At 44.0% G+C, this 20,223-nt stretch carries 12 protein-coding genes, 3 pseudogenes and 1 other annotated feature; of the genes and pseudogenes, 14 read left to right on the plus strand and 1 reads right to left on the minus strand.

Going from position 1 to position 20,223, the window contains the following annotated elements:
* Positions 1 to 209 precede the first annotated feature (209 nt).
* The 14 genes and pseudogenes from ilvE to yihA all read left to right on the plus strand — a co-directional run bounded on the left by ilvE (position 210) and on the right by yihA (position 19,453).
* Entirely contained in the window at positions 210 to 1,112 is a 903-nt protein-coding gene (gene ilvE, locus LC048_RS04195; protein WP_226603853.1) for a branched-chain-amino-acid transaminase, read from the plus strand.
* Between the two features lie 32 nt (positions 1,113 to 1,144).
* Positions 1,145 to 1,397 (plus strand) — a binding site (T-box leader).
* Between the two features lie 83 nt (positions 1,398 to 1,480).
* The gene (gene ilvB, locus LC048_RS04200; RefSeq protein WP_226603856.1) at positions 1,481 to 3,190 is read left to right on the plus strand and encodes an acetolactate synthase large subunit; all 1,710 of its coding nucleotides are present in this window, start codon (positions 1,481 to 1,483) and stop codon (positions 3,188 to 3,190) included.
* A pseudogene (gene ilvN, locus LC048_RS04205) lies at positions 3,187 to 3,703 on the plus strand (acetolactate synthase small subunit). The gene ilvB and the pseudogene ilvN overlap by 4 nt, the downstream one beginning before the upstream one ends.
* 37 nt (positions 3,704 to 3,740) lie before the next feature.
* Positions 3,741 to 4,763, plus strand: a complete 1,023-nt coding sequence (gene ilvC / locus LC048_RS04210) for a ketol-acid reductoisomerase (protein ID WP_226603862.1) — start codon at positions 3,741 to 3,743, stop codon at positions 4,761 to 4,763.
* The gene (locus LC048_RS04215; protein WP_306050433.1) at positions 4,750 to 6,288 is read left to right on the plus strand and encodes a 2-isopropylmalate synthase; all 1,539 of its coding nucleotides are present in this window, start codon (positions 4,750 to 4,752) and stop codon (positions 6,286 to 6,288) included. The genes ilvC and LC048_RS04215 overlap by 14 nt, the downstream gene beginning before the upstream one ends.
* A 29-nt stretch (positions 6,289 to 6,317) precedes the next feature.
* A pseudogene (leuB, locus tag LC048_RS04220) lies at positions 6,318 to 7,431 on the plus strand (3-isopropylmalate dehydrogenase).
* Between the two features lie 128 nt (positions 7,432 to 7,559).
* Positions 7,560 to 8,969: a 3-isopropylmalate dehydratase large subunit gene (leuC, locus tag LC048_RS04225; protein ID WP_226603871.1), complete on the plus strand. Its 1,410-nt coding sequence runs from the start codon at positions 7,560 to 7,562 to the stop codon at positions 8,967 to 8,969.
* 256 nt (positions 8,970 to 9,225) lie between these two features.
* Positions 9,226 to 9,822 carry a 3-isopropylmalate dehydratase small subunit gene (leuD, locus tag LC048_RS04230; protein ID WP_226603873.1) on the plus strand — a complete coding sequence of 199 codons (597 nt, stop codon included), beginning with the start codon at positions 9,226 to 9,228 and terminating at the stop codon, positions 9,820 to 9,822.
* A 150-nt stretch (positions 9,823 to 9,972) separates the two neighbouring features.
* On the plus strand, positions 9,973 to 11,010 hold the full coding sequence (locus tag LC048_RS04235; RefSeq protein WP_226603878.1) for a tetratricopeptide repeat protein: 1,038 nt from the start codon (positions 9,973 to 9,975) through the stop codon (positions 11,008 to 11,010).
* A gap of 157 nt (positions 11,011 to 11,167) precedes the next feature.
* On the plus strand, positions 11,168 to 12,457 hold the full coding sequence (gene tig, locus LC048_RS04240) for a trigger factor (protein ID WP_226603880.1): 1,290 nt from the start codon (positions 11,168 to 11,170) through the stop codon (positions 12,455 to 12,457).
* Positions 12,458 to 12,881: 424 nt separating this feature from the next.
* Positions 12,882 to 14,144 (plus strand): ATP-dependent protease ATP-binding subunit ClpX, encoded by a 1,263-nt coding sequence (clpX, locus tag LC048_RS04245; protein WP_226603883.1) that lies wholly within the window; start codon positions 12,882 to 12,884, stop codon positions 14,142 to 14,144.
* Between the two features lie 386 nt (positions 14,145 to 14,530).
* Complete coding sequence (gene lonB / locus LC048_RS04250; protein ID WP_226603897.1) at positions 14,531 to 16,198, plus strand: ATP-dependent protease LonB; 1,668 nt, start codon at positions 14,531 to 14,533, stop codon at positions 16,196 to 16,198.
* Between the two features lie 345 nt (positions 16,199 to 16,543).
* A pseudogene (lon, locus tag LC048_RS04255) lies at positions 16,544 to 18,872 on the plus strand (endopeptidase La).
* Positions 18,869 to 19,453: a ribosome biogenesis GTP-binding protein YihA/YsxC gene (gene yihA / locus LC048_RS04260; RefSeq protein ID WP_306049519.1), complete on the plus strand. Its 585-nt coding sequence runs from the start codon at positions 18,869 to 18,871 to the stop codon at positions 19,451 to 19,453. The pseudogene lon and the gene yihA overlap by 4 nt, the downstream one beginning before the upstream one ends.
* Positions 19,454 to 19,574: 121 nt before the next feature.
* Here the strand turns inward: yihA and LC048_RS04265 are convergent, their stop codons facing one another.
* Positions 19,575 to 20,060, minus strand: coding sequence for a LiaI-LiaF-like domain-containing protein (locus LC048_RS04265; protein WP_306049521.1), 486 nt, complete (start codon positions 20,058 to 20,060; stop codon positions 19,575 to 19,577).
* Between the last annotated feature and the right edge of the window lie 163 nt (positions 20,061 to 20,223).

The raw sequence follows: 20,223 nt of genomic DNA on the forward strand, positions 1-20,223 counted from the left end.
TAACTAATCTAAATTATCTAATAATTTAGAAAAAGGGTGTTGACGAGTGTTGAAATTGGGCGTAAGATAATCCTCAAATAAAAAAACAAGTTAAATGAATCGAAAGTGAATCTGGGGTTTATATTAGTTTCTTAAAAATGTGGAACTGTATTTTTTTAACCTGTGAGTTTAATAATTTAAAGCGTCTATTCATTAAAGGAGTGTTTATTGTGCCCGATCAATGGATCTACTTAAATGGTGAATTTGTCACCAAGGAAAATGCTAAGGTTTCGGTATATGATCATGGATTTCTATACGGAGACGGTATTTTTGAAGGGATACGGGTATACAGCGGCAATATTTTCAGGATGGAAGAACATATGGACCGGCTTTACCGGTCAGCCAAGTCCATCATGCTGAACATGCCGCACTCCAAGGAGGAGTTCACCGGACTGGTTGTTGAGACGGTGGAACGGAATCAATTGAGGGATGCTTATATCCGTATTGTCGTCTCCAGGGGTGTCGGGGACCTAGGGCTTGATCCTTTTAAATGCCCGAACGCGAATGTGGTCATCATCGTAGAGCCACTGGCTATTTTCCCGAAGGAGCTGTATGACCTGGGTTTGGAAATAGTAACAGTCGCGACCAGAAGAAATCGTCCAGACGTATTGAGCCCGAAAGTGAAATCACTGAACTATTTAAATAACGTTCTTGTAAAAATTGAAGCTCATCTGGCAAATGTAAGTGAAGCATTAATGCTTAACGATCAGGGATATGTTGCAGAAGGCTCCGCAGATAATATTTTTATCGTGAGAGGCAATACGTTCCTCACACCGCCAGGATATGTAGGGGCTTTAGAAGGAATCACCAGAAATGCGGTTATCGATATCGCGAAAAATCTGGGGTACGAGGTGAAGGAGGAACCATTTACCCGCCATGATGTATACACGGCCGACGAAGTATTCCTTACAGGGACGGCAGCAGAAGTGATCGCCGTCATCAAAGTGGATGGAAGAACCATCGGTGATGGAGTACCAGGAGAGCATACACAGAATATCCTGCGTGAGTTCAGGGCGAAAGTAGTGACAGACGGAGTTCAGGTTTATTCGGAAAAAGCGCATCAGGTCAGTTGATTATTCTATACGATAACGACTAATTGAATAAGGATAAAGCGAGGACAGGGACAAGTAATTTATTGCGATCAGCATGCACAGAGAGCCGGGGTTGCTGGAAGCCGGTGATGCCGCAATAAATGAACTCACCCTGGAGCACCAGTTTGAAAGGGATTCTAGTAAAACTGGTCGAGTGCATGGCACTTGTTATCAAAACCGGCAGCTTCAGCTGTCACGAGTGCACGCTTCATGCGTGAATAAGGGTGGTACCGTGGAAAAGGAGATAAAGCCTATTCCATCCCTTTGCCTGGGCAACCTTAGGCATATGGAGATGGATGGGCTTTTTTATTTTGAAAAAATACATTGAGTTGACATTGGGAGGTTCGATAATGGAAGCTGCCTTGAAGGAAACAAAGGCTAAAACGAGTGAAGTAAGCGGAGCGGATTTACTGCTTAAGGCGCTGGAAAAGGAAAACGTCGAAGTCATTTTTGGCTACCCGGGAGGAGCTGTCCTTCCGATTTACGACAAACTCTATGACTCTAACATTCTTCATGTGCTGCCAAGGCATGAACAAGGAGGAATCCATGCAGCTGAAGGATATGCGAGAATCAGCGGGAAACCGGGCGTGGTAATTGCTACATCTGGACCGGGAGCGACCAATATCATCACCGGCATTGCGGATGCGATGATGGACTCCTTGCCGCTGGTCGTTTTCACAGGCCAGGTTGCGACAGGGGTGATCGGTACAGATGCGTTCCAGGAAGCCGACATTCTAGGCATCACCACTCCTATTACGAAATACAACTATCAGATCAGGGATATCAAAGACATCCCGCGAATTATCAAGGAAGCATTTTATATTGCGACAAGCGGAAGGCCTGGCCCAGTCGTCATCGATTTCCCAAAAGACCTTGCGGCGGGTCTATCGGCAGAACCTGCAGAAGAAGAAATCCACCTTCCTGGTTACCAGCCGACTACAGAGCCGAATTTCCTTCAGGTAAGAAAATTGTCCGAAGCAGTGAGCAGGGCGAAAAGGCCGGTCGTTCTCGCAGGGGCAGGTGTCCTTCACGCGAAGGCGTCGAGCCTGTTAAAAGAATATGCAGAGCAGCAAAACCTTCATGTTGTCCATACATTATTGGGGTTGGGAGGCTTTCCGGCTAACCATGAAATGTTCCTTGGAATGGCCGGGATGCATGGCTGCTATGCAGCGAACATGGCGCTTTATCATTGTGACCTGCTGATCAATATCGGAGCACGATTTGATGACCGGCTGACCGGAAACTTGAAACATTTCGCTCCCAATGCAACTGTTGCCCATATCGATATCGATCCGGCAGAAATCGGAAAAAATGTGCCAACGCAAATTCCGGTTGTCGGCGATGCAGGAGAGGCTTTAAGACAGTTGTTAAAGCTTGCAGGCAGTACGCCTCTCCAGGAAGAATGGGTGGAAACGCTTAAAGGCTGGAAAAAAGATTTTCCTTATCATTATGAAAACAGCGAAGTGTTAAAACCCCAAAAGGTGATGGAACTTCTATATGAAAAAACAGCAGGGGAAGCGATTGTCGTGACCGATGTCGGTCAGCATCAAATGTGGGCAGCACAGTATTATCAGTTTCAGAAAGCGGATCAGTGGGTGACCTCGGGAGGACTCGGGACAATGGGATTCGGACTTCCTGCAAGCATTGGAGCACAGCTGGCAGATCCGACTGCATGCGTTGTCGCCGTTCTAGGTGATGGAGGCTTCCAGATGTCAACTCAGGAGCTGGCGGTCATCGCTGAATTTCAGCTGCCGATCAAAATAGCGATTTTCAATAACAAAGCGCTTGGAATGGTCAGACAATGGCAGGAGATTTTTTACAAAGAAAGATATTCCCACAGTAAAAATCCGGTTCAGCCATCTTTTGTAAAACTGGCCGAGGCCTATGGTATCAGAGGATTTGAAATCAACTCCGAAGCAGAAGCGCATTCAATCCTGAATGAGGTCCTGCATGACAAGGAGCCGGTGCTGCTTGATTTCAGGGTTGATGAGGCAGAAAATGTCTACCCGATGATCGCGCCTGGGAAAGGAATCCACGAAATGGTGGGAGTGAAGAAATGAAGAGAATTATAACGATGACGGTCTTGAACCGGCCGGGAGTACTTAACAGGATCACGAATCTATTTACAAAGAGAAATTACAATATCGAAAGCATCTCGGTAGGCCTTACCGAGCAAGAGGGGAGTTTCGCGGATTACCTGTGTTGTCCATGTAGCGAATGATGGGATGGTCGAACAAATCACCAAACAGCTCAATAAACAGATTGATGTCCTCAAGGTAGCGGATATCAGTGACCAGGCAATTGTCGCACGAGAGCTTATTCTCATGAAGGTACCTGTCCTTCCCCACAATCGGGCAGAGATTTATTCAATCATTGAGCCATTCCGGGCATCGGTGATTGATGTCAGCAGGGATAGCATCATCATTCAATTGACAGGCGAAACGGAAAAAATTGAGGCGTTTATCGAGTTAATTAAACCATATGGTATCAGAGAATTGGCTCGTACCGGAACGACAGCCTTCCCAAGGGGAAACCAGCGAACCGGCCAGCAAAAACCGATGTCATTTGTATAAAAAAAACTAAATTCACATTCAGAAAGGGAGAGAGACTATGGCGAAAATGTACTATAACGGAGATGCGAATGAGGCTTATTTTAACGGAAAGAGAGTGGCAGTTGTGGGGTACGGTTCACAGGGCCATGCACATGCGCAGAATCTCAGAGACAGTGGGGTTGAGGTTGTCGTTGGTTTAAGGCAAGGAAAGTCATGGGAGAAAGCGGAGCAGGATGGCTTTGAGGTTAAAACAGTTGCGGAAGCTGTGGCGTCATCCGAAGTAGTCATGATTCTTCTGCCTGATGAGAGACAGACTGCTGTGTACAAAAATGAGATCGAACCTCAGCTGACAGGCCAGGCGCTCATGTTCGCACACGGCTTTAATGTTCACTTTAACCAGATTGTCCCTCCGGAAAACTGTGATGTTTTGCTTGTCGCACCAAAGGGGCCGGGTCATTTGGTAAGAAGGACATATGAAGAGGGAGCAGGTGTCCCGGCGCTATTTGCCATCCATCAGGATGTATCGGGGAATGCAAGGGACCTTGCACTTGCTTACGCAAAAGCAATCGGTGCCTTGAGAGCGGGAGCACTTGAAACAACGTTTAAAGAAGAAACTGAAACGGATCTATTCGGAGAACAGGCAGTTTTATGCGGAGGCCTTACCTCGCTTGTGAAAGCTGGTTTCGAAACGCTTGTAGAGGCTGGCTACCAGCCGGAGCTGGCATATTTTGAAACGATGCATGAGCTGAAGCTGATCGTCGACCTGATGTATGAAGGCGGACTCGAAGGTATGCGCTACTCAATTTCTGATACTGCTCAATGGGGCGACTTTGTCAGCGGGCCAAGAGTCGTAAATGACCAGGTGAAAGCGGAAATGAAAAAAGTGTTGACCGACATTCAGGAAGGCACTTTCGCAAAAGGCTGGATTGCGGAAAATGAAAACAACAGACCGGTATTTAATAGCATCAACGACAAGGAAAACACCCACCAGATTGAAGAGGTTGGAAGAGAATTAAGAAAGATGATGCCGTTTGTCAACAAACAAAAGCAGAGAGAAGTGGCTGCCAGTGCAAAGAATTAAAATATTTGATACGACTTTGAGGGATGGGGAACAGTCAGCCGGGGTCAATCTTAATTTTTCCGAAAAGCTGGAGATTGCCAGGCAATTAGAGAGGCTGAGCGTTGACATAATTGAGGCTGGGTTCCCAGCCGCATCTAAAGGGGACTTTGCTTCAGTAGCCGAAATTGCACGACAGATCAAAGGTTGTTCGGTTACCGGACTGGCGAGATCGGTTGTAACAGATATCGATACTGCATGGGAGGCATTGAAGCATGGTGCAGAGCCAAGGCTTCACCTGTTCATCGCCACCTCGCCCATCCACAGGGTACACAAGCTGAGGCAGACAAAAGCGGAGGTCATCGAAACGGCGGTAAGTACCGTGAAATATGCGGCTGCCAAGTTTCCGGTGATTCAGTGGTCTGCAGAGGATGCATGCCGCACCGAGCTTGACTTCCTTGCTGAAATCGTAGAAGAGGTGATCAAAGCCGGGGCAAAGGTCATCAATATTCCTGACACTGTCGGTTATATATCTCCACAGGAATATGGCCAGATATTCACTTACTTGCGAGAGAATGTTCCTTCTATTAGTAAGGTTGAATTATCAGCACATTGTCATGATGACCTTGGAATGTCAATCGCCAATTCACTTGCTGCTGTATCTGCAGGAGCCACACAGGTTGAAGGCACCATCAATGGGATAGGTGAGAGGGCAGGAAACGCTGCGCTGGAGGAATTTGCTGTGGCGCTTCATATCCGCAAAGATTTTTACCAGGCGGAAACGGGATTGAACCTTAAGGAAATTAGCAGAACGAGCAGCCTTGTCAGCAAGCTGACTGGAATGGCGGTTCCGACCAATAAAGCTGTGGTTGGAAGGAATGCCTTTGCCCATGAGTCAGGAATCCATCAGGATGGGGTTTTGAAAGAGAAAACAACTTATGAAATTATTTCCCCGGAACTTGTTGGACTGCAAAATAATTCAATGGTTCTGGGGAAACATTCTGGACGCCATGCATTCCGGAACAGGTTGACTGAGATCGGGCTGACGGTACCAGAGCAGGATATCAATCAATTATTCTCTGTATTTAAAGAATTGGCAGACAGGAAAAAAGAAATGACCGATGACGACCTTGTGGCGATCATCCTTGAAGAGAAGCTGTCAAAAGAACAACAATATTACCGTCTTGATTCCATTCAGGTCCAATATGGGACCAACCAGGTTCCTACAGCCACAGTTACACTGTATGGCTGTGAAAATGAAAAGATTCAGGAAGCGTCAACAGGGTCTGGAAGTATTGAGGCTTTATACAATACGCTTGAAAATTGCCTGAAAGAAAAAGCTTGTTTGCTTGATTACCGGATTCAGTCTGTTGGAGCCGGCAGGGATGCCCTGGCCCAGGTATATGTAAAGCTGAATTTCGGCGGTGTCGAGACGAGTGGGAGAGGCCTTGCACAGGATGTCCTTGAGGCTTCAGCAAAAGCCTATTTGAATGCAGTCAATAGAGTTCTATATATGGAAGAAACGAAGAAAATCGCGGTCAGCGGTTAAAAAAATTGAAGAAATCGGAGGCGAATGTAATGGAAAAAAGGATCGCAATCCTGCCAGGAGATGGCGTAGGCAAGGAAGTAAGCAGGGGGGGCGGTTACCATCCTCCAGGCAGTAGCTGAGCTTTTTAACCATAAGTTCAATTTTACTTATGGGGAAATCGGCGGGGCAGCCATCGATGAATTTGGAACCCCGCTTCCGGAGCACATACTCGATCTCTGCAAGGCTAGTGATGCTGTGCTATTAGGAGCAGTAGGCGGCCCTAAGTGGGATATGTTGCCTGGACATATTCGCCCCGAAAAAGGTTTGTTGAAAATCCGGAAAGAGCTCGGATTATATGCAAATGTCCGGCCGGTTCAATATTACTCCAGTATTTCCGGCATCTCACCGCTTCGCAAGGAAGTCGTTGAAGGAGTTGACATGGTAGTAGTCAGGGAATTGACAGGCGGGCTTTACTTTGGGAAACCGAGTGAAAGAAGTGTACAGAAGGGCGAAGCTTCTGTAGTAGATACTTTGTTTTACCAGAAAAACGAGATTGAGAGAGTCATCCGCTATGCATTTGAATTGGCTGCCATGAGAAAAGGCAAGGTCACTTCTGTGGATAAGGCAAATGTTCTGGAATCGAGCCGGATGTGGCGCGAAACTGCAGAAGAAGTGGCAAAGGACTTTCCTGATGTTCAACTTCACCATATGCTGGTCGATAATGCGGCGATGCAGCTGATCAAGAATCCACGTCAGTTCGATGTGCTCGTCACAGAGAATATGTTTGGTGATATTTTAAGCGATGAAGCATCCGTGCTGACCGGCTCGCTTGGCATGCTGCCATCAGCCAGCGTTTCGACTGCAGGACCATATCTGTATGAGCCTATTCATGGTTCTGCACCAGATATTGCTGGAATGAACGCGGCTAATCCAATCGCGATGATCCTGTCAGCTGCGATGATGCTGCGGCTGTCCTTCGGTCTTGAAGAAGAAGCTGAGGCAATCGAGAATGCGGTAGAGCAGGTGCTGGACGCTGGCAGCAGGACCCGCGACATTGCCTTATTTGGCTCAGCGTTCTTAACAACTGAGGGAATGGTTGAAGAAATCAAAGCCGCTCTGCTCGACAATGAAGCGATTTTGAATATCATGAGTGCTTACGCATAAGGAAGAAACTATCGGCGAGTTAGAAAAATTGTAGGAGCAATCAAAAATCCTGACAGGCAAAAATTTGGAGAACAATAAAAAATCCAGGCAGGGAAGAAAGAAGTATTTACAAAAAGGGGAGGGTATTTTTGGGGAAGACGATCATTGAAAAAATATGGGAGAAGCATATTGTTCATCGGGAAGAAGGTAAACCAGACCTGGTGTATATCGACCTTCATCTTGTCCATGAGGTAACCTCGCCACAGGCTTTTTCAGGACTTAGGATGAAAAAAAGGTCTGTACGGAGGCCTGATTTGACATTTGCGACGATGGACCACAATGTACCTACAATCAACCGGAGTGTGATTAGTGATTCTGTTGCGAAAAACCAGATGGATACTTTAAGGGATAATTGCCTTGAATTCACCATTCCATTGGCTGATCTTGATAGTCCGGAGCAGGGCATCGTCCATGTCATCGGCCCTGAGTTAGGCTTGACACAGCCAGGGAAGACGATTGTGTGCGGAGACAGTCACACTTCGACGCACGGTGCATTCGGAGCCCTGGCATTCGGAATCGGTACGAGTGAGGTTGAGCATGTCCTTGCGACTCAAACACTCTGGCAGACAAAACCAAAAACGCTGAAAGTCGATGTGTCAGGCTCTTTGGCACCAGGCGTGAGCGCAAAAGATCTCATCTTGTTCATCATCAGTAAGAATGGAGTCAATTTCGGTACTGGTTATGTTATCGAATTTTGCGGTGATGCCATCAGGAAGATGTCGATGGAGGAACGGATGACAATTTGCAATATGTCCATTGAAGGAGGGGCGAAAGCATCAATCGTTGCTCCTGATGATAAAACCTTTGCCTACCTGAATGGAAGGAAATATGTTGTGCAAGGAGACGCCTTCCTCGATAAAATTCTTGAGTGGCAGCAGCTCTCTTCTGATGAAGATGCAGATTATGACCACGTTATTAAAGTAGATGGAAATGACATCGTGCCGATGGTCAGCTGGGGCACGAACCCATCGATGACAGCTCCCGTCACGGAAAGAGTGCCTTACCTGATTGAATGTGATACTGATTCAGAAAGGAAGTCACTGGAAAGGGCATTATCATACATGGGGCTGGAGGAAGGACAGCCAATTACAGATATCAATGTAACCAAAGTCTTCATCGGATCCTGCACGAATTCAAGAATTGAGGATCTCAGGGCAGCCTCCGAGGTTATCAAAGGGAAAAAAGTGGCTCCTGGAGTCCAAGCGATTGTTGTGCCCGGTTCCCAGCAGGTAAAGAAGAAAGCTGAAGCAGAAGGCATAGCTCAGGCATTTATTGAAGCAGGCTTTGAATGGCGTGAATCCGGCTGCAGCATGTGCCTGAGTATGAATGCAGACATCGTGCTAGCCGGGGAACATTGTGCTTCCACATCGAACCGCAACTTTGAGGGCAGGCAGGGAGCTGGAGCGCGTACTCATCTTGTCAGCCCGGCAATGGCAGCCGCCGCCGCACTTTATGGTCGGTTTGTGGATGTCAGGTCAATGATTGGGATGACCGTTTAGTTTTATTTTTACTAGAAAATGGTAGAACGTGCAATTAATCAACTTTCCTGTGCAAATATTGAAGGTTTTGGTTCAATTATTGGCTTTATTGGTGCAATTATTAAATTTTAATGTGCAAATATCCCCGTCGAATAAGAGAATAATTTTTCCAGCAATAATTATAGCTGCAAAAATGACCCGAAACCTATATATATCGGGTCATTTCACTATCCTATTGCCGTAATTCGTTTACTTTTTTTGATGAAAGGAGCCTGAAATGTCTAGTTTTACAGAAATGAAGGGAAAAGTCGCTGCGATGGACCGGACAAATGTTGACACAGATCAAATCATTCCAAAGCAATTCCTGAAAAGAACCGAAAAAACAGGTTTTGGGCAGTATTTGTTTTACGACTGGCTCTATAAAGCAAATGGAGAGCTGAATGACGATTTTGAGCTTAACCACCCTGATAACAAGGGAGCAAGTATTTTAATAGCGAATGAAAATTTTGGTTGTGGTTCATCGAGGGAGCATGCGCCATGGGCTTTGCTAGATTACGGATTCAAGGTCTTGATCGCCCCGTCATTTGCTGATATTTTCAAACAGAACTGCCTGAAAAACGGGATTCTCCCAGTTGTACTGCCTGAAAAAGACGTTTCCTATCTGCTTAAGAAAGCAAGCGGGCAGGCCTATGAACTGACCGTTTCACTTGAACAGAAGAGAGTTTATGACGACCAGGGATTCGAAGCCAAATTTGATATCACTCCATATTGGTATAATATGCTCCTCAATGGCTGGGATGAGATCGAGCTAACCCTGCAACTTGAAGGCAGTATTAAAGAATATGAAGAAAATCAGATAGAAAAAGTAATCTGATTTTAAAAGAAGAACGATTGATTCACAGGCCTTGCTTGTGAATCTTTTTGTTTTTTCAAGGATTCGTGCTAAAATTTCTAACAAAGCTGAACTAAAGATGGAAAATGCGAAATCAGTAGAGTCAACTAATAAAAGTAAGGCGGTATGTTTATGGATAAGCGGGAATCAAAAAAAGATAATGTGATCATGTTTCCCGGTCTGGAAAAGCGCCTGTTGGAAAAGGGCCTGGATTATTTAAAACAGCAAAAGTACAGGGATGCGATTAAATTTCTCGAGCAGGCTTTGGATCACGATCCTGAGAACAGTGACGTATACTTTGGGCTTGTTCGTGCTAATTATGAAGCCGGGTATAACCGACAGGCGAAGGAAGTTGTCGAAGAGATGCTGCGGTGCGGCATAGGTGATTACATAAAAGTCATTGATAAGTATTTAATGATCCTTTTCCAGTTGAAAGAATATAATAAAGTCGTTACAACTGTAGAAGCTCTTTTAGAAGAACGTGAAATTCCAGCAGACAAGTATGAAGTATTTATCACCGCGCTTAAAACCTGCAAGGAGCTGCTTTATGGGGAAGCAGAAGTGGAGGCGCACGAGTCTTTTGTAGAGGAAAGTTTTGAAGGTGAGCGTGAAAAACCAGAACTTAATTTTTTTGACTATAAAGCTCCAAATGAGCAGCTAATGGTTGCTGCAGGCCTTTCGAAGGTAAATGTTCGCCCCTTTTTTAAAAAAATAAGGGAATATACTGCCGCAGAAGAAGGACAACCTTTTTTGAAAACGATGCTGCTTAATATATTGAAAGAACAAGAGTGTTTTGAAGAGATAGATGTTCGCAAATTCGGAATGTCACGATCGATCAATACAGCAGATTTACCTGAATTGAAGGATTATATAGAGAATAGTGGGGTTATTCAGCTTTTAAGCGGTGAGATTGAAAGCGATGATCCTGTTTTATTCGAAAATACACAAAAATTGGTTGAGCGTTATTTTTTCTTACTGTATCCATTCGAAGTTCCTAAAGGGTTGGATTCGGCATGGGCAGCTGCTTGCCACTTCATTGCCAATGAATATTATGGTTTTGAAGATCCGCTGGAATCATTTGCTGAAATATACAACAGCAACATTGAGGAGACGGAACAGGTACTGAGCTTCATCAGGAAGCTAGAAGAAATTTCTTATCCGATAATATAGTCCAAGCTGTTGAAACGAAATAATCCTGTGTTATAATGTAGTGGTTGTATTATGTAAAAATCATTCTATTTTACATTTAATCAGGAATATTGCTTGGTAAACAAGAGTATTCATCGTCGAATGAAAATGACAATAGATTATTGTTGGAGGGAAACGTATGTCTGCAAAGGTAGAAAAAAGAGAAGGGAACCAAACGGTTCTAACAATTGAAGTAGATGCAGAAAAGGTCAACCAAGGTCTTGACGCTGCATTCAAGAAAGTCGTTAAGCAAATTAACGTACCAGGATTCCGTAAAGGAAAAATGCCTCGCCAAATGTTTGAAAAGCGTTTCGGCGTAGAATCTTTATATCAGGATGCAATTGATATCCTTCTTCCAGAAGCATATGCAAGTGCAATCGACGAAACTGGAATCGAGCCAGTTGACCGCCCAGAAATCGATGTAGAACAAATCGAAAAGGGCAAGAGCTTGATCATCAAGGCAACTGTAACAGTAAAGCCTGAAGTAAAGCTTGGCGATTACAAAGGACTTGAAGTAGAAGCATTCGACACAAACGTAACTGATGAAGAAGTAGAGAACGAATTGAAAGCAATGCAAGAAAAGCAAGCTGAACTTGTTGTTAAAGAAGAAGGAACAGCTGACAATGGCGACAATGTTGTCATCGATTTCGAAGGATTCGTTGATGGCGAAGCTTTCGAAGGCGGCAAAGCTGAAAACTATGCACTTGAACTTGGTTCAGGTTCATTCATCCCTGGCTTCGAAGAACAGCTAGTTGGAACATCTACTGGCGAAGAAAAAGATGTAGAGGTTTCTTTCCCTGAAGAGTACCATGCAGCTGAACTTGCTGGTAAGCCAGCAACTTTCAAAGTGAAAATTCACGAAATCAAAGGAAAAGAACTTCCAGCTCTAGATGATGAGTTCGCTAAAGATGCTGACGAAGAAGTTGAAACTTTAGATGAGCTTAAGACAAAGATCAAAGATCGTCTTGCACACGATAAAGCACACCAAAAAGAACATTTCGAACGTGACACTGTTGTAGAAAAAGCAGCAGCTAACGCTGAAATCGAAGTTCCTGAATCAATGATCAACACTGAAATCGACCGTATGGTTAACGAATTCGAACAACGCCTTCAAATGCAAGGCATGAACCTTGACCTATACTACCAGTTCTCAGGTCAAGATGAAGCTGCTCTTCGCGAACAAATGAACGAAGAAGCTTCTACACGCGTACGTGTGAATCTTACTCTTGAAGCAATTGCAAAAGCTGAAAACATCGAAGTAACTGATGAAGAAGTAAGTGCAGAGCTTCAAAAGATGTCTGAAATGTACAATATGACTGCTGACCAAATCCAGGCAGCACTAGGCGGAAGCTTAGACGGAATCAAAGGCGATCTTCAAATGAAGAAAGCAGTTGATTTCCTAGTAGAAAACAGCAAAACTGCTGAATAATTAGAGAAAAGAGCAGGCGACTGGTCAACTCCGGCAAATATTTCGTGGAGTCAGAAGCCACAGCTAGACATATCTCGAAGTCAATTTTATACTAAGTATATAATATAGAAACAAGGCGCGAGTATATCGTGCCTTGTTTTCTACAATTAACACCAATATACATACATAATTTTTTTAGCAATTTCATATAAGTCGATTTAACGGCATGATTTATGGAAAAGATGAATTAGTACATATTTTTTTCGATTCATAAGCGCGAAACTGAAATGGCTGAGGGTTATTATTTCCTGTCCCCTGGCAAAATGTGATACAATGCAATACATACCTGCTCGAAAAAGCAGCAGAAACAACTGTTACTTAACTTATCGTTTGCTTATGAATCGCAGCTTTATATATGTTTAGAAGTTCTCAAGGGGTGAAGGCATTGTTCAAATTTAATGATGAAAAAGGGCAGCTTAAATGTTCTTTCTGCGGCAAGACGCAGGATCAAGTTCGCAAATTGGTAGCAGGGCCAGGCGTCTATATCTGTGACGAGTGTATTGAATTATGCACAGAAATCGTTGAAGAAGAACTTGGCACTGAAGAAGAAGTTGAGTTTAAGGATGTTCCAAAACCATTGGAAATCCGTGATATCCTTAATGAGTATGTAATTGGTCAGGACCAGGCGAAAAAGAACCTGTCTGTAGCCGTTTACAATCACTATAAGCGTATCAACTCAAACAGCAAGATTGATGATGTAGAACTTTCAAAAAGTAATATTGCGATGATCGGGCCTACTGGTAGCGGCAAAACTTTGCTTGCTCAAACATTAGCTCGTATTCTCAATGTTCCATTCGCAATCGCTGATGCAACATCACTGACAGAAGCAGGTTATGTTGGTGAAGATGTTGAAAACATTCTATTGAAATTGATCCAATCAGCTGATTACGATGTTGAAAAGGCTGAAAAAGGAATCATTTACATCGATGAAATCGATAAGATTGCCAGGAAATCCGAAAACCCTTCCATTACTAGAGATGTTTCCGGTGAAGGTGTGCAGCAGGCGCTCCTTAAAATTCTTGAAGGAACAGTTGCAAGTGTACCGCCACAAGGTGGACGAAAGCATCCACACCAAGAATTCATCCAAATCGATACAACAAATATCCTGTTCATTTGCGGCGGAGCATTCGACGGGATCGAGCAAATCATTAAGCGTCGCCTTGGCCAGAAAGTAATTGGCTTTGGCTCTGAAAAGAAAGAGGAAGACCTAGACAAGAAAGAATTGCTTTCAAAAGTCCTTCCTGAAGACCTGCTTAAATTCGGGTTGATTCCTGAATTCATCGGCCGTCTTCCGGTAATTGCCAGTCTGACTCCGCTTGATGAAGAAGCGCTAGTCGAAATCCTGACAAAACCGAAGAACGCTCTTGTAAAACAGTATCAAAAAATGCTTAATCTTGATGATGTCGAGCTTGATTTTGAAGACGATGCACTCATTGAAATTGCCAAAAAGGCAATCGAACGCAAAACTGGTGCACGCGGACTTCGTTCAATCATCGAAGGCATCATGCTGGACGTCATGTTCGACCTACCATCCCGTGAAGATATCGTAAAATGTATCATCACAAAGGAAACAGTCGAAAACAACATGCCGCCAAAGCTAGTATTAGAGGACGGAACAGTCCTTAAAGACGAAAGAAATTCAGCATAATGCTTATTAAATCCCGGTGAATTTTCACCGGGATTTTTTATTATGTAAAATTCCATCTGAAACTTAGATTACAGTCAAAGTTAGGGGGACCTTCGGACAGAATTGATGATGAAGGAGGAAAAGCTGTCAGAATAAGACCCATCTTCGGACAAGTATAGTGGTAAAAGACGAAAAGGTGTCCGAACCAGGGCCAACTTCGGACTGGTTTAGTAGTAAAAGAAGAAAAGTTGTTCGATCTACCCAAAATCCTCCTGAAAAATCCCGATAATTCTCGATCAAACCCGGTCTCTCCAGGTGGAAAAATTCACTTGGAAATATTGTTTATTCCAACAGTGTCAGGGAGATACTAGGTTAAAGCCAATAGTATCAACGGGAGGGAATGTAAATTGAGTTGGACCGGAATCGCCTTGTTTATACAGCTGTTTTTCGGAATTATCATCGGGCTGTATTTCTGGAATTTACTCAGGAATCAGCGGACGCAAAAAGTATCAATTGATCGGGAATCCCGAAAGGAAATGGAGCAGTTAAGAAAGATGAGATCCGTCTCATTGAGTGAACCGCTTGCTGAAAAAGTCAGGCCATCCAGCTTCAAGGACATAGTTGGACAGGAAGATGGAATCAAGGCACTCAAAGCAGCATTGTGTGGGCCCAATCCACAGCACGTCATCATTTATGGGCCGCCGGGAGTAGGGAAAACTGCTGCAGCCAGGCTCGTATTGGAAGAAGCAAAGCAAAACCAAAAATCCCCCTTCAAAAAAGCATCAGTATTTGTTGAGCTGGATGCTACCACTGCCAGGTTTGATGAGCGGGGAATTGCCGACCCGTTAATCGGTTCTGTTCATGATCCGATCTATCAAGGGGCCGGTGCGATGGGACAGGCTGGCATTCCTCAGCCAAAACAGGGTGCTGTGACCAATGCACATGGAGGCGTTTTATTCATTGATGAAATTGGCGAGCTGCACCCAATTCAGATGAACAAGCTTTTAAAAGTACTGGAAGACAGGAAAGTGTTTTTAGAGAGTGCTTATTATAATGAGGAAAATACGCAAATCCCGAGCCATATCCACGACATCTTCAAAAATGGGCTCCCTGCAGACTTCCGTCTCGTAGGTGCGACAACAAGGACTCCGAGTGAAATCCCTCCAGCAATAAGATCAAGATGCATGGAAGTATTTTTCCGTGAGCTGACACAGGAGGAAATTTCAGAGGTAGCGAGGAATGCAGCAGAGAAAGTAGAACTGGCTATGAGTGAAAAAGCGATAGACATTCTGTCAAATTATGCGCGGAATGGCCGAGAAGCCGTAAATATGGTCCAGATTGCTGCTGGGCTTGCCATTACCGATGAAAGAACCTACATTAAAGAAGAGGAAATTGAATGGGTCGTTCATTCAAGTCAACTGACACCAAGGATGGAAAGAAGGATCAATGAAAAGTCAACGGTCGGCCTAGTTAATGGACTGGCTGTGTATGGTCCAAATACCGGAGCGCTTCTTGAAATCGAAGTTACTGTTATTAAAGCGAAGGAAAAGGGCTCAATCAACATTACTGGAATCGTCGATGAAGAGAGCATCGGCGGACAGGGGAAATCAATCCGCAGAAAGAGCATGGCACGAGGTTCGATTGAGAATGTGATCACTGTTCTAAGATCGATGGGTGTTCCGGCTGATGAGTTCGACATCCATGTGAATTTCCCTGGTGGTACCCCGATCGATGGTCCATCTGCCGGGATCGCAATGGCGACGGGAATTTATTCAGCAATCTATAAAATCCCGATGGACCATACAGTCGCAATGACTGGAGAAATCAGCATCCATGGAAATGTAAAGCCGATTGGCGGTGTCTACCCAAAAGTAAAGGCAGCGAAAAAAGCAGGAGCCAAGAAGGTCATCATTCCAAAGGAAAATGTGCAGACGATCCTTAACGAAATCACAGATATAGAAATTATTCCAGTCACCCATCTGAATGAGGTTTTTGAGATTGCTCTTGAAAAAGACCATCCGCGGGAGCAAATCATCCAGGCTGCTAGTGACTTAACAGCAAAAGAGACGAGCTAGAATAAAAGAAGAACGCTTGCGGGCGTTCTTTTTTTACGCTATTTTGCCGCTGTTTAGCATGAAAGTCAGCCAAGCGGCAAAAAAGTGTTTATTTTTCCATGAAAAAGGAAAGAGGGGGTAAGGGACGAATGCTGAAGTTGCTATTTTCAAAATAGCTGCCTTTTGGATTTGAAAGTAACTTCAGATGTGGACATATTTTACATGAAAATCAGGATACTAATCAATGAGGCAAAACGGTGCAAACGGCTCTTGTTATTAGACACTTGAAAATAAATACGATAGAATTGAACAACAAGTATTTTTATACTTATGGTTTGATACAATGCATGTTGGAGGTGCAATGTCATGGCGAATAAGAATGAGCACACTGTCCCACTCCTGCCGCTGCGCGGTTTGCTTGTGTACCCGACGATGGTTCTGCATTTGGATGTAGGGCGGGAAAAATCGGTACAGGCATTGGAGAAGGCAATGGTGGATGACCATTTAATCTATCTCACAACCCAAAAGGATATATCCATAGATGAACCAGGCGAGGAGGATCTGTACCAGGTGGGTACATTGACTCGCGTCAAACAAATGCTGAAGCTCCCGAACGGAACGATCCGCGTATTGGTTGAAGGATTGTCCAGAGCTGAAATCATTGAACTTTTTGATGAGAATGACCATTATTCCTGCAAAGTAAGAACCTTTGAAGATGATGAATCAAAGGATGTCGAAGATGAAGCATTGATGAGGACAATGCTTGAGTATTTCGAACAATACATAAAAATGTCCAAGAAAATCTCTGCGGAAACGTATGCATCTGTTTCTGATATTGAAGAGCCAGGAAGAATGGCTGATATCATCGCTTCCCACCTTCCGCTAAAGCTGAAAGAGAAGCAGGAAATTCTCGAGACGATTGACATCAAGGACCGGATGAATCGGGTCATCGAAATCATCCATAATGAAAAAGAAGTGCTGGGGCCTCGAGAAAAAGATTGGCCAGCGTGTAAAGCGTTCGATGGAGCGAACTCAGAAAGAATATTATTTGCGTGAACAAATGAAGGCCATCCAGAAGGAGCTTGGTGAAAAGGAAGGAAAGACAGGAGAAATTGCTGAGCTTACCGAAAAAATCGAGCTTGCTGGAATGCCTGATCATGTGAAGGAAACTGCTTTGAAGGAACTAGACCGTTATGAAAAGGTGCCGACAACTTCAGCAGAAAGTGCAGTAATCCGGAATTATATTGAATGGCTAGTTGCTTTGCCTTGGTCAAAGGCGACAGAGGATGATCTTGATATCAGCAAAGCTGAAAAGATCCTTGATAAGGACCATTACGGCCTGGAAAAAGTAAAGGAAAGAGTTCTTGAGTATCTAGCTGTCCAGAAGCTGACAAACTCATTGAAAGGACCGATCCTTTGTCTGGCGGGACCTCCGGGAGTCGGTAAAACGAGCCTGGCCAGGTCGATCGCTAAATCCCTGAACCGTAATTTCGTAAGGGTGTCTTTAGGCGGTGTACGGGATGAGTCAGAAATTCGCGGCCACAGAAGGACTTATGTCGGTGCTATGCCGGGCAGGGTCATCCAGGGGATGAAAAAGGCAGGAACGATTAACCCTGTTTTCCTTCTTGATGAAATCGATAAAATGTCCAATGATTTCCGAGGTGATCCTTCTTCAGCGATGCTAGAAGTGCTCGATCCCGAACAAAACCATAATTTCAGCGATCATTACATTGAAGAGCCATATGACCTTTCTAAAGTAATGTTCATTGCTACAGCCAACAATCTTTCAACTGTACCTGGCCCTTTGCTCGACAGAATGGAGATCATCAATATTGCGGGCTATACAGAGCAGGAAAAGCTGCACATTGCCAAGGACCATCTCCTTCCAAGACAAATCAACGACCATGGCCTGTCGAAATCACAGCTTCAAATGAAGGATGACGCGATTACCAAGGTAATTCGTTATTATACACGGGAATCTGGTGTGCGCTCCCTTGAAAGGCAGCTCGCATCCATCTGCAGAAAAACAGCGAAAATTGTTGTTTCTGGAGAGAAAAAACGTGTGACCGTTAGCGAAAAGAACGTCGAGGACTTCCTCGGAAAGACTAAGTTCAGGTATGGGCAGGCTGAGTTGGAGGACCAGATAGGTGTTGCTACCGGTCTCGCATATACAACAGTTGGTGGAGATACCCTCCAAATAGAAGTCTCCCTGTCTCCAGGAAAAGGCAAGCTCGTCCTTACTGGTAAGCTTGGGGATGTCATGAAGGAGTCAGCCCAGGCTGCGTTCAGCTATGTTCGCTCAAAGGCGAAGGATCTGGACATTGATCCGGACTTCCATGAAAAGAATGATATCCATATCCATGTTCCTGAGGGTGCTGTTCCGAAAGATGGTCCTTCTGCGGGTATTACGATTGCAACTGCGCTTGTATCTGCTTTATCAGGAAAGCCGATCCGCAGGGAAGTAGGAATGACAGGAGAAATAACTCTTAGGGGACGCGTATTGCCAATTGGCGGTCTCAAGGAAAAATCATTAAGTGCTCACAGAGCAGGTTTAACAAAGGTTATTTGTCCAAAAGATAATGAAAAAGATATTGATGATATTCCAGAAAGTGTACGTAAGGAGCTTGAATTTGTGTTAGTTTCTCATTTAGATGAAGTACTGAAGCACGCTCTCGCAAGCGGTGATTCACAATGAAGGTAAATAGTGCAGAAATCGTAATCAGTGCCGTAAGGCTGAATCAATATCCGGAAAGCAATCTTCCGGAGTTCGCTCTTGCAGGCCGGTCGAATGTTGGCAAGTCTTCGTTTATCAATAAAATGCTAAATAGAAAAGCCCTGACCAGGACTTCGTCAAAGCCTGGAAAAACACAGACCTTGAATTTTTATTTAATAAATGAAATACTTCATTTTGTAGATGTTCCGGGTTATGGTTACGCTAAAGTATCAAAATCCGAACGTGAAGCATGGGGTAAGATGATTGAAACTTACATTACTTCACGGGAACAACTGAAAGCAATGCTGATGATCGTTGATTTGAGGCACCCGCCTTCAAAGGACGATGTGATGATGTATGATTTCCTGAAGCATTATGAGATCCCTGTCATCATCATCGCAACCAAGGCCGATAAAATTCCAAAATCAAAGTGGCAAAAGCATGTGAAGATTACAAGAGAAACCCTTGATATGGATCCGGACGATACAATCATTCTTTTCTCATCAGAAACAGGAGAAGGGAAAGACAAAGCCTGGTCAGTATTAGGAAGTTTCATGAAATAATCATTATAAAACAAGAAACCCGCACCGTTGACAATTAAGGTGCGGGTTTTATTACTTTTTTAAGTATTTGCTCTTTGGACGTCTAAGATGGGTGTCGGGCTTCTAGGATTGGCTAATTTTCTTATTTCTTTTTAATGAATAACAAGTAAACACCAATAAAGATCAATGTTGCCGGCCAAAATCTCCATGCCGTCGAGACTCCATTTTCCAATAAACCAAGCCATCCGGTGATTCTGTCATAAAACAATAGCAAACCAGCTAAAATGAGAAAGAGGACTCCGTGAAACAAGCCATTGCCTGTTTTCTGGTATCGCAGCAAGAATCCTAGAGCGATGATTAAGATGAAGGCGCCGAGGTGATCGGGCCATAGGTCGAACTTATTGACCACATGAAAGTGGACACCGAAGCCGACGAGGATTACGCCTGGAAAGATAGCTTCATAATCCTTTCCCCAGTAGCCTTGAACTAAAAAGGCAGCCCCGACAATAATCAAGAGTGTCTGCCACGTATAAAACTCAGTGAACAACGAAACATTTTCCTGCTGAAGATAAAAGTAAATACCAAAACCGATTAGTATCATTCCTGGTGTAATTCTCTGATTTTTCATTGTTTCACCACTTCCAGAAAGGCTCACTTGAATTAAGGGACAAACTTTGATAAGGTACATTAGGGAGTATGTTTATTTGCTTTTGATATAGTATAAAAGTATAACAAACAGACGGACGAAATAGTTAAATTTAATCAATGCTAATATATATATGTTTTTTTCA

Source organism: Mesobacillus subterraneus (genome assembly GCF_020524355.2).
Taxonomy (GTDB): domain Bacteria; phylum Bacillota; class Bacilli; order Bacillales; family Cytobacillaceae; genus Mesobacillus; species Mesobacillus subterraneus_C.